Origin of the sequence: Micromonospora solifontis (genome assembly GCF_003725545.1) — a bacterium.
GTDB lineage: Bacteria > Actinomycetota > Actinomycetes > Mycobacteriales > Micromonosporaceae > Micromonospora > Micromonospora solifontis.
Genome location: NZ_RJLN01000059.1, coordinates 18,547 through 32,710, shown reverse-complemented (window position 1 = coordinate 32,710; position 14,164 = coordinate 18,547). Strand labels below are relative to the sequence as shown.

At 70.5% G+C, this 14,164-nt stretch carries 9 protein-coding genes and 1 pseudogene; 8 read left to right on the top strand and 2 right to left on the bottom strand.

The features are described 5' to 3' along the window. Positions 1 to 205: 205 nt before the first annotated feature. Positions 206 to 2,314 carry a family 43 glycosylhydrolase gene (locus tag EFE23_RS19445; protein ID WP_123242366.1) on the bottom strand — a complete coding sequence of 703 codons (2,109 nt, stop codon included), beginning with the start codon at positions 2,312 to 2,314 and terminating at the stop codon, positions 206 to 208. Between the two features lie 415 nt (positions 2,315 to 2,729). Between EFE23_RS19445 and EFE23_RS19440 the strand changes: the two genes are divergently transcribed. From EFE23_RS19440 to EFE23_RS19425, 4 genes are all read left to right on the top strand, one after another. Then, the gene (locus tag EFE23_RS19440; RefSeq protein WP_123242365.1) at positions 2,730 to 4,322 is read left to right on the top strand and encodes a sigma-70 family RNA polymerase sigma factor; all 1,593 of its coding nucleotides are present in this window, start codon (positions 2,730 to 2,732) and stop codon (positions 4,320 to 4,322) included. 465 nt (positions 4,323 to 4,787) lie between these two features. Continuing rightward, positions 4,788 to 6,149 carry an RICIN domain-containing protein gene (locus EFE23_RS19435; protein WP_123242364.1) on the top strand — a complete coding sequence of 454 codons (1,362 nt, stop codon included), beginning with the start codon at positions 4,788 to 4,790 and terminating at the stop codon, positions 6,147 to 6,149. Between the two features lie 45 nt (positions 6,150 to 6,194). Next, a complete protein-coding gene (locus EFE23_RS19430) occupies positions 6,195 to 8,588 on the top strand; it encodes an RICIN domain-containing protein (protein WP_233601065.1) in 2,394 nt (797 codons plus the stop codon). 42 nt (positions 8,589 to 8,630) lie between these two features. Beyond that, on the top strand, positions 8,631 to 10,466 hold the full coding sequence (locus tag EFE23_RS19425; protein ID WP_123242362.1) for a family 43 glycosylhydrolase: 1,836 nt from the start codon (positions 8,631 to 8,633) through the stop codon (positions 10,464 to 10,466). 106 nt (positions 10,467 to 10,572) lie between these two features. Here the strand turns inward: EFE23_RS19425 and EFE23_RS19420 are convergent, their stop codons facing one another. Then, positions 10,573 to 11,007, bottom strand: coding sequence for an OsmC family protein (locus EFE23_RS19420; RefSeq protein ID WP_123242361.1), 435 nt, complete (start codon positions 11,005 to 11,007; stop codon positions 10,573 to 10,575). A gap of 179 nt (positions 11,008 to 11,186) precedes the next feature. On the opposite strand from EFE23_RS19420, the gene EFE23_RS19415 reads away from it, so the two are divergent. The 4 genes and pseudogenes from EFE23_RS19415 to EFE23_RS29600 all read left to right on the top strand — a co-directional run bounded on the left by EFE23_RS19415 (position 11,187) and on the right by EFE23_RS29600 (position 14,162). Continuing rightward, positions 11,187 to 11,720 (top strand): hypothetical protein, encoded by a 534-nt coding sequence (locus EFE23_RS19415; RefSeq protein ID WP_123242360.1) that lies wholly within the window; start codon positions 11,187 to 11,189, stop codon positions 11,718 to 11,720. A 75-nt stretch (positions 11,721 to 11,795) separates the two neighbouring features. Then, the gene (locus EFE23_RS19410; protein ID WP_123242359.1) at positions 11,796 to 12,635 is read left to right on the top strand and encodes a DUF4097 family beta strand repeat-containing protein; all 840 of its coding nucleotides are present in this window, start codon (positions 11,796 to 11,798) and stop codon (positions 12,633 to 12,635) included. A gap of 29 nt (positions 12,636 to 12,664) precedes the next feature. Beyond that, positions 12,665 to 13,623, top strand: a pseudogene (locus EFE23_RS19405) (ATP-binding cassette domain-containing protein). Continuing rightward, entirely contained in the window at positions 13,620 to 14,162 is a 543-nt protein-coding gene (locus EFE23_RS29600; protein WP_309226243.1) for an ABC transporter permease, read from the top strand. Before EFE23_RS19405 ends, EFE23_RS29600 begins: the two are co-directional and overlap by 4 nt. Positions 14,163 to 14,164: the final 2 nt, after the last annotated feature.

The following is a 14,164-nucleotide window of genomic DNA, read 5'->3' as shown; positions in this document are numbered from 1 at the left end:
ACCCTTCTCGGCGGCCGAAGCGCCCAGTGTGGTGCCCGCGTCGGCGGAGCCCGTCATGACCAGCGGGGCGCCGACAGCGATCAGCGCGGCGGTCAGCAGGGTCAGGATCGCCCGTAGCCGCTGCGGGAGTCGTCCTTGCGGCGGGCGGGGAGGTTGTCTCATCTGCACACCTTCCAGGGTCTCTCGTGGTGGAGGCGGTGCCGGGTCAGGGGGTGGTCATGTCGAACTTGCGGACGGTGACGGCGCCACCGAGGGCGCGGGTCGCGTAGTTGAAGATCGCGTAGCGGTAGCCCATGAAGAACTGCCAGGCGTTGTTGAGGGTGAAGGCCGGGCCCAGGGTGGTGAAGGTGACGCCGTCGGTGCTGTAGGAGAACCGGGCCTGCCGGCCGGTGCCGGGGCGGATGTCGGCGGTCGCCCGCAGCCAGATCCGGCCGCCGGAGACCGTGGCGGAGGCCGCCTCGGTGCCGGTTCCGGTGGTGTTCCAGCTGCCGTCCATCGTCAGGCCGTTGACGAGCGTGACCCGGGTGGTGCCGCCGTCGCGTTTGACGCCGATCCACGCCGAGGAGTCGCGCAGCATCGCCAGGCCGGACCGGTCGCCGTCGGTCATGGCCGAGTAGTCCAGCTCGATCGTCGCCGTGGACGTCGGTCCCTGGATCCGGTGGGTGAGCGTGTTGCGGGCGTTGTACAGGTCGTTGGTGACGGTTGCGGTCTGCAGGCGCAGGCCGCTGCCGGTCGACCACTTCGTGTTGTCCGGGTTGTGGTTCCACTCCCACTGCGGGCCGAGGCCGCTGCCGGTGAAGGTGTCCGCGCCGGTCATCGGTTGCACCGTCTTCGACGAGGCGGGGATGTTCGGCGTGGGGTAGCTCGTGCCCCACGCGCCGTTGACGGTCTGGACCTGCGGCCAGCCGTCGGCGGTCCAGTTGATCGGGGCCAGCGCCGGCACCCGGCCGCCGGGGTAGGCGTCGACGAAGGCCATGTAGTACCAGTCGCCGTTCTGGGTCTGCACGAGGCCGCCCTGGTGCGGCACGCCGCCGCCGGAGATCGGGCCGGGCATGTTGAGCAGCACCTGGCGCATCTCGTACGGGCCGAACGGGCTGCTGGACCGCAGGACGTACTGGCCGTTGGCGGGGCGGGTGAGCCAGATGTAGTAGTAGCCGTTGCGCTTGTAGAAGCGCGACCCTTCGAGGGTGCCGACGCTCGACGGGGTGCTGAACACCTGCTGGGCGCGGACCTGGCTCAGCCCGTCGGCCGACAGTTGCGCCACGCTGATGTTCGTGTTCCCGTACGCCACGTACATGGTGTCGTTGTCGTCGATGAGCAGGCCGGCGTCGTAGTAGCAGTTGTTGATCTGCGAGCGCTTCTGCCAGGTGCCGTCGACGGCCGTCGAGGTGTACACGTACGTGCGGTTGAACTCGACGCAGCCGATCCAGTAGTACGTGCTGTTGCTCTTGCGGTAGTTGAACGCCGAGGCCCAGATTCCCTTGACGTACGCGCGTCCGCCGGTGAGGTTGTAGGCGCTGGAGCCGAAGTCGAGGCTCGGGACCGAGTGGCCGGCGTACTCCCAGTGCACGAGGTCGTAGGAGCGCAGGATGGGCGCGCCGGGGGAGTAGTGCATGGTCGACGCCGAGTAGTAGTAGGCGTCGCCGACGCGGATGATGTCACCGTCGGCGAAGTCCTGCCACACCACGGGATTCGTGTACGACGTCCCCGGTGGCGGCGTGGTGGGGGTCGGGTCGGTGGCGTCGACCCGGACGAGTTGCCACTGTTGGTTGGCGCCGTTCCAGTCCGTGTACTGCACGACGTTGGCGCCGTCGGTGGTGGCGGCGTTCTGCACTTCGACGGCTTTGCCGCTGTTGCGGTTGAGGAAGCGTACGTAGCCGTCGGCGGAGTCGGCCAGCCGGAACTGCTGGTTGGTGCCGCTGTGGTCGCTCCACTGCACGACGGCCGCGCCGTCGGCGGTGGAGGCGCCGGAGACGTCCAGGACCTTGCCGGAGTTGCGGGACTTGAGGCGGTAGTAGCCGCCGCCGGAGTCCACGAACTGCCACTGCTGGTTGTTGCCGTTGTTCCGGGTCCACTGGGTGATGCGGGCGCCGTCGGCGGTGGAGGCGCCGTAGACGTCGAGGGCCTTGCCGCTGTTGCGGTTGAGCAACACGTACCAGGCACTCGTGTCGACCGACGCCGCGGCCGCCTCGGTGCCGTTCACCGCGACGGCGGCCGCGCTCGCCAGCAGCGTCACGGCGACGGTGACGGCCAGCGCCGGACGCCGGCCACGGCGGCGTCCGGCGGCCGGTGGGGGCGCGTGGTCAATGGGCATGGGCGTGTTCCCTCCGCTCGGGAGCCGGCGCCGTCTGTTAGCGCTAACACCGGTCGGTCGACGTTGGATGTAAACGGCGGTGGTTCGGGGGTCCCGAGGTGTGCAGGCCGGGTGCCCACTGCACATACATCGAGGTCGCCAAGGTTGCCAGAATGTTTCTTGGCATTCAAGAGCTAGGCGCTGATCGATGTCGTCCGGCCCGTCGAGTGGGGCTACGTCCAGATATCGACTCGCCATCGTCCTGATAAATAACACTTTCTCGGCGGCCAATTGACGATGCCCCGTCCTTGACGCGACGGTCGGTCTTCGGCGACAGTCAACGACCAGCGCCAACGGCTGCTTCTGGCGGCCGGACGGTGCGACCGTCCACCATGATCAGCCGCCCCGATCGGGTACGTGTGACTGCGACGTGAGGATGCGAGCTACCGGCACCGACGAGACGGACCTCGTGGTCGCGGCCCAGGCGGGCGACCGGCGGGCCATGGACGAGCTGCTCGCCCGCGGCCTGCCCCTGGTCTACACCCTCGTGCACCGCGCGCTGAGCGGGCACCCGGACACCGACGACGTCGTCCAGGACGCCATGCTGCGTGCCGTCCGCCGGCTTCCGGACCTGCACACCCCGGAGAGCTTCCGTCCATGGTTGGCCGCGATCGCCATGCGCCAGCTCAGCACTCACCTGCATCGCCGGCAGGTGGCTGCCCGCCGGGCCGCCCCGCTGGAGGAGGCAGCCGAGATGCCGGACGTCGAGGCCGCCGTCGAGGACCTGACGACGCTGCGCGTGGAGCTGTCCGGGCAGCGCCGCCAGATCGCCCGGGCGAGTCACTGGCTCGACCCGGACGACCAGGCGTTGCTCTCCCTGTGGTGGCTGGAGGTGGCGGGAGAGCTGACCCGGACCGAACTCGCCGCGGCGCTGGCCGTCAGCGTCGCGCACACGACCGTGCGGGTGCAGCGCATGCGGCACCAGCTCGACGTGTGCCGCGAACTGGTCGTCGCGCTGGAGGCCAGGTCGAGATGCCCCGAGCTCGAAGCCGCCGCGGCGGCCTGGGACGGCGTCCCGAGCCCGTTGTGGCGTAAACGCCTCGCCCGGCACACCAGGTCCTGCGCGCGCTGCGCGCGCGCCCGGGACGGCATGATCGCCGCGGAACGGCTGCTCCTCGGGTGCGGCCTGCTCCCCGTTCCGGTCGGTCTCGCCGCCGTGCTGCTCGGTAGGGGCGCGCTCGGTACGGCCGCCGGGTCGACCGCCGCCCTGCCCGGCGCCATCGGCTCGGGATCCGGCGGGGGTGCCGGCGCGGGCGTCAAAGCCGCGATCGTCGGCCAACTGCTCCAACCGGTCGTGGCACATCCCGTCGCCGCGACCGTCGTCGCCGCCGCCCTCGCCGCCGGCGCCGCGGTCACCGTGACGGTCCTGCCCACGCGCGTGCCGCCCGCGGCGTCCGCACCGGTTGCGGCACCGCTGTCGCCGTCCGGGTCACGCACCCTTTCGTCCTCGGCGCCGGCGGTCACCGTACCGGAGGCGAAAGCGCCGACGACTCCGGCCGCGCGGCCGTCGGCGGACCGTACCGTGTCCCTGACCGCCGGACGGCCCGTGTCGCTGGAGTCGGCCAACGGAACCGGACGGTACGTCACGACCGTCGACGGCCTCGGCGTCCTGCTGCCGCTCGGTCCGGACAGTACCGACGCGGCGCGCCGCCAGGCGACCTTCACCGTGCTCGCGGGTCTGGCCGACGCCAGGTGCTTCTCCTTCCGGGCCCGGGACGGCCGCTACCTGCGGCACGCGTACTGGCGGCTGCAGCTCAGCCCCGACCAGGGGACGGAGCTGTTCCGCGGGGACGCCACCTTCTGCGCGAGCGACGGGGCGCTGACCTCCTCGACGTCGCTGGAGGCGTCGAACTATCCCGGCTGGTTCCTCCGCCACCGGGACGGGCAGCTGTGGGTGGACCAGGCGGACGGCACCCCCGCCTTCCGCGCCGACAGCTCATTCCGGATCCGCCCCGCACTGGCGGGCTGACCCGCGCCGGCCCCGGCGGCTATGCCCGGCCCCACCGCCGGCTGGCCCCGCCGTTGCAGTCCCAGAGACGCTGCCCCGGTAACTCCAGCAGGTTGCCAGCACTGCTCGGTGCGTTCAAGAGGCGGGACCCCGCAATTCGCGATGGTCTCGACCGTCCACGGGGATCGGCGATAACACTTTTCGACGCCCCGATCGGGAAAATCGCGAGCAGGGGGAGCCCGACGATTCGGAATAGACGCATTTCATTGCCTGACCTCCCTGTTATCGCTAACATCGCTCCTGCGGGCTGAGCGGAGGCCGGGAACCGGGCGAGCCGGGCGCCCGCTCAGCCCGGCCCACCCGCCCGGACAGGCGCCTGCCTCGTTCGCGGGCCACCTCGACGCACTGACACCCCACCGGCGCCGGCACCCCCACGCGGCGCGCGCCCGTCCCGCTGGCGCGTGGCCCGCATCGAAGGAGTGATTCATGAAGGCCAACGACACGGCTCGTCCCGGACACCGCTGGCGATCGCTGTCAGCTGCCGCCACGGCGGCGTTCGTCGCCGCCGGCGCGCTCGTCACGGTGAACCCGGCGCCGGCCTCGGCGGCGACGGTGGACACCACCGCCTCGTACGTCCTGGTCAACCGCAACAGCGGCAAGGCGCTGGACGTCTACGGCGCGTCGACGGCCGACGGCGCCCGGATCACCCAGTGGACCCGCCACGACGGCGCCAACCAGCAGTGGCAGTTCGTGGACTCCGGCGGCGGCTACTACCGGCTGAGGTCCCGCAACTCCGGCAAGGTCCTCGACGTCTCCGGCGCCTCCACCGCCGACGGCGCGGCCGTCGTGCAGTGGAGCGACCACAACGGCACCAACCAGCAGTTCCGGCTGGCCGACTCCGCCGACGGCTACGTACGCTTCCTCAACCGCAACAGCGGCAAAGCCCTCGAGGTGCAGAACGCCGCCACCACCGACGGCGCCAACGTCGTGCAGTACACGGACTGGAACGGCGCCAACCAACAGTGGCAACTCGTCATGGTGTCCACCGGCGGCGGCACCGGCGTGGGATGCGGCGGGTCCCCCGGACTGTCGAACGGCACCCACACCATCCAGAGCGGAGGCAAGAGCCGCAGCTACATCCTCCGGCTCCCCGGCAACTACGACGGCAGCCGCCAGTACCGGCTGATCTTCGCGTTCCACTGGCGGGGCGGCACCGCCAACGAGGTCGACTCGGGCGGTACCAGCGGCGCGGCCTGGTCCTACTACGGCCAGCTGGAGCAGTCGAACAACAGCGCGATCCTCGTCGCACCGCAGGGCCTCGGCAACGGCTGGGCCAACTCCGGCGGCGAGGACGTCACCTTCGTCGACGACATGATCCGGCAGATCGAGGGTGCCCTCTGCGTCAACCCGCAGCAGCTCTTCGCCCTCGGCTTCAGCTGGGGCGGTGGCATGAGCTACGCGCTGGCGTGTGCCCGGGCGAACGTCTTCCGGGCCGTCGCGGTCTTCAGCGGCGCCCAGATCAGCGGATGCAGCGGCGGCACCCAGCCGATCGCGTACTTCGGGCTGCACGGCATCACCGACAGCGTGCTCAACATCTCCCAGGGCCGGGCGCTGCGCGACACGTTCGTCCGGAACAACGGCTGCACGCCGCAGAACCCGCCCGAGCCGGCGGCCGGCAGCCGGACCCACATCACCACCGCCTACTCCGGCTGCCGGGCCGGCTACCCGGTGCAGTGGGCCGCGTTCGACAACGGGCACATGCCGGGCCCGGTGGACGGCACCTACGCGGAGAGCGGCGTGACGACCTGGACCAAGGGCGAGGTGTGGCGGTTCTTCGCCCAGTTCTAGCCCGCACCGCCAGCTGAGCATTCGACGCGTATGACAGGAGACGTTGTGTTCGTATCCCCGTCCGCCGCCGGTCGCGGACAGGTGACGATCGGAGTCGCCGCGGTGGTCCTGACCACCGCGGCGGCCGTGCTCGCCACCGCCGCGCCGGCCGCCGCGGCCACCACCACCCTCTACGCCGCGCCCTCCGGCACCGGCACCACCTGCTCCGTCAGCCAACCGTGCTCGATCACCGCCGCCCAGGCCGCGGTCCGCTCCCGCACCGCCGCGATGTCCGGCGACATCGTCGTGGAGTTGGCCGACGGCGTCTACCGACTCGCCGCGCCCATGCGACTGACCGCCGCCGACTCCGGCACCAACGGCTACACCGTCACCTGGCGGGCCGCCGCGTCGGCCCGGCCGGTGATCAGCGGTGCCCGGGCGGTCACCGGCTGGTCGCTCGCCGACGCCGGGCGGAACATCTGGCGGGCGAACGTCGGCGCCGGAATCGACAGCCGGCAGCTCTACGTCAACGGCGCGGTCGCCACCCGCGCCCGCACGGCCGTGAACCGGTCCGACTTCACCTTCACCACGACCGGCATGCGATTCAGCAACGGCGCGCTGAGCTACCTGAACAACCTCGCCAACCAGAACCGGATCGAGGTGGAGAGCGTCGACTCGTTCACCGACCGGTACGCGCCGGTGCAGAGCATCGCCGGCAACTTCCTCACCATGCAGCAGCCGGCGTGGAACAACAACACCTTCGGCTACGACACCCTCAGCCGGCCGCACCGCGCCGGCCCGTTCTACCTCACCAACGCGTACGAGTTCCTGGACTCGCCGGGGGAGTGGTACCTCGACCCCGGATCCGGGGTGCTCTCCTACATTCCGCTCGCCGGGCAGACTATGGCCACCACCAGCGTGGAGCTGCCCGTGTTGCAGTCGCTGGTGGACATCGGCGGGACGTACGACGCGCCGGCGCACCACATCTCGTTCAGCGGGATCACCTTCACCGGCACGAGTTGGCTCGGGCCCAGCAGCAACCAGGGCTTCGCCGACCAGCAGACCGGGGCCCACATCACCGGCACCTGGGCCCGACCCGCCGACGCCCTGACCTCGTGTCAGGAGGGCTGCCAGCTGTTCGAGGCGACCCGGCCGAGTTGGAGCCAGATGCCGGCCGCGGTGCAGGTGTCCGCCGCCGACACCATCACCATCAGTGACTCCCAGTTCGTCAATCTGGGCCAGACGGCGGTGGGCATCGGCAACGACGCCAACGCCCACGCCAGCGGGGTCGGCCTGGGCGCCAGCAACATCACGATCACCCGTTCCGAGATCGCCCGCAGCTCCGCCGGCGGCATTGTCGTCGGCGGGGTACGCGCCGACGCGCACCACCCCAGCGACTCCCGGATGGTCAACCGGGACATCACCGTCAGCAACAACCGGATCCACGACCTGGGCCTGGACTACCGGGGCGTTGTCTCCGTCCTGACCACCTACGTCACCACGTCCACCGTCTCCCACAACGAGGTCTACAACATGCCGTACACGGGCATGTCGATCGGCTACGGGTGGGGTGCCAACGACGCCGGCGGCAGCACCGAGTACGCCAACCGCGGCCTGTACAACTACCAGCCGCGCTACACCACGCCCACCACCGCGTCCAACAACCGGCTCACCGGCAACTACGTCCACGACGTCATGCAGCAGATGACCGACGGCTCCTGCATCTACACCCTGTCGGCCAACCCCAACGGGCTGATCAGCGACAACTACTGCCTGCGCACCAACGGCTGGTTCGGGCTCTACTTCGACGAGGGCTCCCGGTACTACACCGCCCGCACCAACGTCTTCTCCGCCACCGGCACCTGGGCCACCGCCAACTACTGGGGCGGGGAGAACATGGGCAACTTCACCGTCACCGGCAACTGGTCGACCAACGGCAGCAGCAACGTGACCAACGGCGATCGCGGCAACGTCGTCTCCGGCAACACGACGGTCACCAACAACAACTGGCCGTCGGGCGCCCAGGCGGTGATGGCCGCTGCCGGTGTGCAGACGACCGGTGGCGGCCAGCAGAACGTGCTGATCGTCGGCGGCCAGTCGGGCCGGTGCGTGGAGATCGGCGGGTTCAGCACGACCAACGGCACCCAGGCGCAACTCTGGGACTGCACCGGTGGCACCAACCAGCGGTGGACCTACACCGCCGGCAGGCAACTGCAGGTGTACGGGAACAAGTGCCTCGACGCGTCCGGGCAGGGCACCACCAACGGCACCCCGGTGATCATCTGGGACTGCAACGGTCAGGCCAACCAGCAGTGGAACCTCAACGCCAACGGCACGGTGACCGGCGTCCAGTCGGGGCTGTGCCTGGACGCCAACGGCGCCGCGACGGCGAACGGCACGAAGCTCATCCTCTGGACGTGCAACGGGGGCGCCAACCAGCAGTGGACCCTGCGCAACTGAGCACGGCGCGGGAACGACAACCGACAGCCCTTGGAGGCAGACATGAGGGTGTTCCCTCCATTCCCCGGCAAGCGCCACGTCCGGCGGGTCGTCGCCTGGGTCGCGGCGGCGCTCTGCGCGGTGGCTCTGGTCCCTGGCGTGGCCCGGGCGGACAACCCGATCATCCAGCACATCTACACCGCCGACCCGGCCCCGCTGGTGCACAACGGCCGGGTGTACCTCTACACGGGTCATGACGAGGACGGCTCGACCTGGTTCACGATGAAGGAGTGGCGGGTCTGGTCGTCGGCCGACATGGTGAACTGGACCGACCACGGCTCGCCGCTCAGCATCGCCAGCTTCAGCTGGGCCAGCGCCGACGCCTGGGCCGGCCAGGTCGTCGCCCGCAACGGCAAGTTCTACTGGTACGTACCGATGACCGTCCGGGCGACCGGCCGAATGGGGATCGGGGTGGCGGTGGCCGACAGCCCGACCGGCCCGTTCCGGGACGCCATCGGGCGACCGCTGGTCTCCAACGGTGAGATCGACCCGACCGTGTTCATCGACACCGACGGGCAGGCCTACCTGTACTGGGGCAACCCGAATCTCTGGTACGTGAAGCTGAACTCCGACATGATCTCCTACTCGGGCAGCCCGACCCAGATTCCGCTCACCACCGCCGGGTTCGGCACCCGCACCGGTGACGCGAGCCGGCCGACGCTGTACGAGGAAGGGCCCTGGGTCTACAAGCGCAACGGCCTGTACTACAACGTCTTCGCGGCGAAGTGCTGCTCGGAGTTCATCGGCTACTCGACGGCCCCGGGTCCCACCGGGCCGTGGACGTATCGGGGGACGGTCATGCCGACCCAGGGCAGCAGCTTCACCAACCACCCCGGCATCGTCGACTTCAACGGCGGCTCGTACTTCTTCTACCACAACGGCGCGCTGCCGGGCGGCGGCGGCTTCACCCGCTCGGTCGCGGTGGAGAAGTTCTCCTACAACGCCGACGGCTCGATCCCGACGATCAACATGACCAGCACCGGGGCGCCCCAGGTCGGCACCCTCAACCCGTACGTGCGCCAGGAGGCCGAGACGATCGCCTGGGAATCAGGCATCGAGACCGAAGCCGCCAGTGAGGGCGGGATGGATGTCGGCTGGATCGAGAACGGCGACTACATCAAGGTCAAAGGGGTGGGCTTCGGGACGGGGGCGAGTTCGTTCACCGCACGGGTGGCCTCGGCGACCAGCGGCGGCGCGATCGAGCTCCGCCTCGACAGCACCACCGGCCCGGTGGTGGGCCGCTGCACCGTACCGGGCACCGGCGGCTGGCAGACCTGGGTGAACACCTCCTGCACCGTCACCGGCGCCACCGGCACCCACGATCTGTACCTCCGGTTCACCGGCGGCAGCGGCAACCTCTTCAACGTCAACTGGTGGCAGTTCGCCGCCGCCGTTGGCGGCGGGAACCTGATCGCCAACGGTGACGCGGAGAGCGGCACATCGGGCTGGGGGGTCATGGGCAGCGGGACACTGTCGTCCAACGCCGCCGCCCACGGGGGCGCGGCGTCGCTGTCGGTCACCGGGCGTACGGCGTCGTGGAACGGTCCCAGCCAGGACCTGACCTCGAAGCTCACCAACGGCAAGAGCTACACCACCACCGCCTGGGTACGCAGCCAGGGCGGGACGCCGACCGTCAAGGCGACGGTGGCGCTGACCGCCAACGGCACGACGAACTACGTCGCACTGACCCCGGGAACCACGGTGAACCCGGACGGCTGGACGATGCTCACCGGCACGGCCACGCTCTCCTGGAGCGGAACGCTCTCCGGCGCCACGTTCTACGTGGAGACGACGGCGGGCACCGACAGCTTCCTCGTCGACGACGTGTCGCTCCAGTAGGCCGCCGCACGAGCGCGTGTGCGTCGGAGATGCGTCGAGGGCCGCCCCTCGGGGCGGCCCCTGCGCCCGCCGGCCTGGCCTGCCAGGCCGGCGGATCCGCCGGGCCTCAGTCCTCCGCGGCCTCGACGATCGTGACGGGTGTGCCCAGCTCGACCGTACGGGAGACGGTGCAGAGCCGGTCGTGCGACTGTTGCAGCGACCGGGGCAGCGCCTCGCGTGCCCGGTCACCGTCCGGGCCCGCCGGGAACGTCACGGCGAACTCGACCCGCAGGTCCCGCATCCGGTTGCCGCCGGATTCGTCCCGGATCTTGTCGCCGCTGACCTCGACGGAGAACCGGGTCGGCTCGGCGCGGCGGCTCGTGATGTGGTCCACGTCTATGGCGGTGCAGCCGCCGATGGCGGCCAGCAGCAGCTCCACCGGCGTGAAGCTGTCGTCCCCGCCGGAACCCATCGAGATCGAGCCACCGCGCGCGTTGCGCACGACGTACCGGCCCACGCTGGTGCGCTCGATCGTCACCGAGCGGAAGGTGTCCTCACTCATGGCCAGGACGCTACCCAGACCTTCCCGGCCCCGGGTCCCCGACCTGCCCGGCCGTTCGTTGCCGTCCAGCGTGGCGAGCGCGCGCCGCGGGACGGGGGAGTGGCGGCTGATGCCAGGACGGGGCCGCGCTTGTGCCAAACGCGCTTGCTTGTGTGCCATCCATGTGCCATATTGACACCATGGACTTGACCTCGTATGTGAGCAACCTCGGACGCGAGTTCGCCACGCTCGTCGAAGCCGGTGGTGAGGAGGCGCGTGCGCTGGTCGAGCGCCTGACCGGGTCGCTCGAGTCGGCGATCCGGATGACGCTGCTGGACGCGCTGTCAGCCGCCGCCGACGAGATCACCCGGGAGTTGGCTCCGGGTTCGGTGGAGCTGCGCCTGCGCGGCCGGGAGCCGCACTTCGTCGTGGCGATGCCACCCGCCGAGCCGCCCCAACTCGCGGCCGAGGACGCCGCGACGACGGCCGGCGGCGTGCCGGACGGCGATCTGCTGATCGCCGAGGACGGCCCCGCCGCCCGGATCAACGTACGCATGCCCGAGCAGCTCAAGGTCGCGATCGAGGAGGCCGCAGCCAAGGAGGGGCGCTCGGTCAACGCCTGGCTGGTCCGGGCGGCTGCCGCCGGCCTGGCGAGGCCCGACCGCGGTGAGCGCCCCGAGGCACGCCGCAGCGGGAAACGGTCCCAGCAGCGCTTCACCGGCTGGGTGCGCTGACCGCACCGCACGCCTCCCTCTCACCACGTCCCCGACCTGCGGGGACGCCCACCCACCCACGATGCGGGGACAACCATGCCCACTTACGAAACCCCCGAGCCGATCTCCGTCACGCTCGAACTCGGCGTCGGCCACCTGCGGATCACCGCGAGCGACCGGACCGACACCGTCGTCGAGGTCCGGCCGAGCGACGAGACCGACGAATCCGACGTGCAGGCTGCCGCGCAGGTCCGGGTCGACTGCACCAGTGGCATGCTGCAGGTCACCGGCCCGAGGCGCGCGTTCGACTTCTCCAAGAAGAGCAGGTCGGTGGAGGTCTCCATCGAACTGCCCAGCGGTTCCGCACTCTCCGCGCACCTGCTGATGGGCGACATCCGCGGTACCGGCCGGCTCGGTGAGTGTCGGCTCAAGACCACCGGCAACGTCTGGCTCGAACGAACCGGCCCGCTGCGACTGCACACGGGATTCGGCCACGTCTCCGTCGACGGCATCGCGGGCAGCGCCGAGATCTCCACCGGCTCCGGCAAGATCCAGATCGGTGACGTCGAGGGCGCCGTGGTGGTCAAGAACTCCAACGGGGACACCACGATCGACGCGGCGTGCGGCGACGTGCGGGTGCGCAACGCCAACGGAGCCATCGACGTCGATCGGGCCGGGGCCGGCGTCGACGCGAAGACCTCCAACGGCAGCATCCGCCTCGGCGAGGTGGTCCGCGGCTCGGTCGTCCTCGGCACCGCCGCAGGCGACCTGGACATCGGCATCGCGGACGGCACCGTCGCCTGGCTCGAGATCAACACCGGATTCGGGCACGTACGCAACCTGCTGGAGAGCACCAGCCAGCCCGACGAGGCCGACGAGACCGTCGAGGTGCGCGGCCGCACCTCCTACGGCGACATCACCATCCACCGCTCCTGACCCACTCGCGGCCCCCGAGGACGGACACCATGGCCATCACCCGATCCGGCCCGGCGATCGCCGCGACCGGGCTACGGAAATCGTTCGGCGACCACCCCGTGCTCGACGGTCTCGACCTGCATGTACCACGGGGAACGGTCTTCTCGCTGCTCGGCGCGAACGGCGCCGGCAAGACCACCACCGTCAAGATCCCCTCCACCCTGCTCAGTGCCGACGCCGGTGGCGCGAAGGTCGCCGGGCACGACCTCGCCCGCGAGCCGGACGCGGTGCTCGCCGCGATCGGCGTCACCGGCCAGTTCTCCGCGGTGGACAAACTGCTGACCGGCTAGGAGAACCTGCGGCTGATGGCGGATCTGCACCACCTCGCCCGGGCCGACGGCCGACGGCGCGCCGCCCAGTTGCGCGAACAGTTCGACCTGACCGAGGCGGCCAGGAAGCCGGCCTCGACCTACTCCGGGGGCATGTTGCGGCGGCTCGACCTGGCGATGACCTGGTCGGCAGCCCGCAAGTGATCTTCCTCGACGAGCCGACCACCGGGCTGGACCCGCGCAGCCGCCGGGACATGTGGCAAATCGTCCGGGACCTGGTGGCCGGCGGTGTCACCATCTTCCTGACCACGCAGTACCTGGAGGAGGCCGACGAGCTGGCCGACCGGATCGCGGTCCTCAACCGTGGCCGCGTGGTCGCCGAGGGAACCGCGGAGGAACTGAATCGCCGCATCCCGGGTGGACACGTCCGCCTGCGGTTCGCCGATCCGCAGGGCCTCGACGCGGCCCTGCGCGTGCTGGGTCAGGCCGTGCGCGACACCGACGCGCTCGCCCTGCGGGTGCCCAGCGATGGCAGCCTGCGCGCGCTGAAGACCCTGATCGGCCGGCTCGACGACCGGGCCATCGAGGTCGACGAGCTGTCCGTGCACACTCCGGACCTCGACGACGTCTTCCTCGCCCTCACCGGCAACCCCTCCGACGAGAAAGTGACCACCCGATGAGCACCCCCACCCTCACCACCCCGGTGCCGGCCGCAAGGCTCCGTCTCCTTCCGCTCCGCGACTCGGCGACGATGCTGCGCCGCAACCTCAAGCGCATGCTGCGGTACCCGTCGATGACCGTGACGCTCGTCGGGATGCCCGTCGTCTTCCTGCTGCTCTTCGTCTACGTGCTCGGCGGCACGCTGGGCGCTGGGCTCGGCGAGGCGGCGTCCGGCGGCGGGGCCGGCGGGCGCGCCGCGTACGCCAACTACGTGGCGCCCGCGATCATCCTGATGACCGTGACCGCCACGGTCCAGGGGACCGCGATCCCGATCGCCATGGACATGACCGAAGGCATCATCGCCCGGTTCCGCACCATGCACATCGTCCGCGTATCGGTGCTGGCCGGACACGTCCTGGGCAGCATGCTCCAGGCGATGGTCAGCCTGGCCGTCGTGATCGGCGTGGCGCTGCTGGTCGGCTTCCGGCCCACCGCCGGGCTCGGCGCCTGGCTGGCCACCGCCGGCTTCCTGGTGGCGGTGACCTTCGCGCTCGTCTAATT

What these genes read in the sequence shown, in the direction of transcription:
- EFE23_RS19415 (WP_123242360.1), top strand. Translation starts at nt 11,187, where the DNA reads ATGGACTTGACCTCGTATGTGAGCAACCTCGGACGCGAGTTCGCCACG.
- EFE23_RS19420 (WP_123242361.1), bottom strand. Translation starts at nt 11,007, where the DNA reads ATGAGTGAGGACACCTTCCGCTCGGTGACGATCGAGCGCACCAGCGTG.
- EFE23_RS19440 (WP_123242365.1), top strand. Translation starts at nt 2,730, where the DNA reads ATGCGAGCTACCGGCACCGACGAGACGGACCTCGTGGTCGCGGCCCAG.
- EFE23_RS29600 (WP_309226243.1), top strand. Translation starts at nt 13,620, where the DNA reads ATGAGCACCCCCACCCTCACCACCCCGGTGCCGGCCGCAAGGCTCCGT.
- EFE23_RS19425 (WP_123242362.1), top strand. Translation starts at nt 8,631, where the DNA reads ATGAGGGTGTTCCCTCCATTCCCCGGCAAGCGCCACGTCCGGCGGGTC.
- EFE23_RS19445 (WP_123242366.1), bottom strand. Translation starts at nt 2,314, where the DNA reads ATGCCCATTGACCACGCGCCCCCACCGGCCGCCGGACGCCGCCGTGGC.
- EFE23_RS19435 (WP_123242364.1), top strand. Translation starts at nt 4,788, where the DNA reads ATGAAGGCCAACGACACGGCTCGTCCCGGACACCGCTGGCGATCGCTG.
- EFE23_RS19410 (WP_123242359.1), top strand. Translation starts at nt 11,796, where the DNA reads ATGCCCACTTACGAAACCCCCGAGCCGATCTCCGTCACGCTCGAACTC.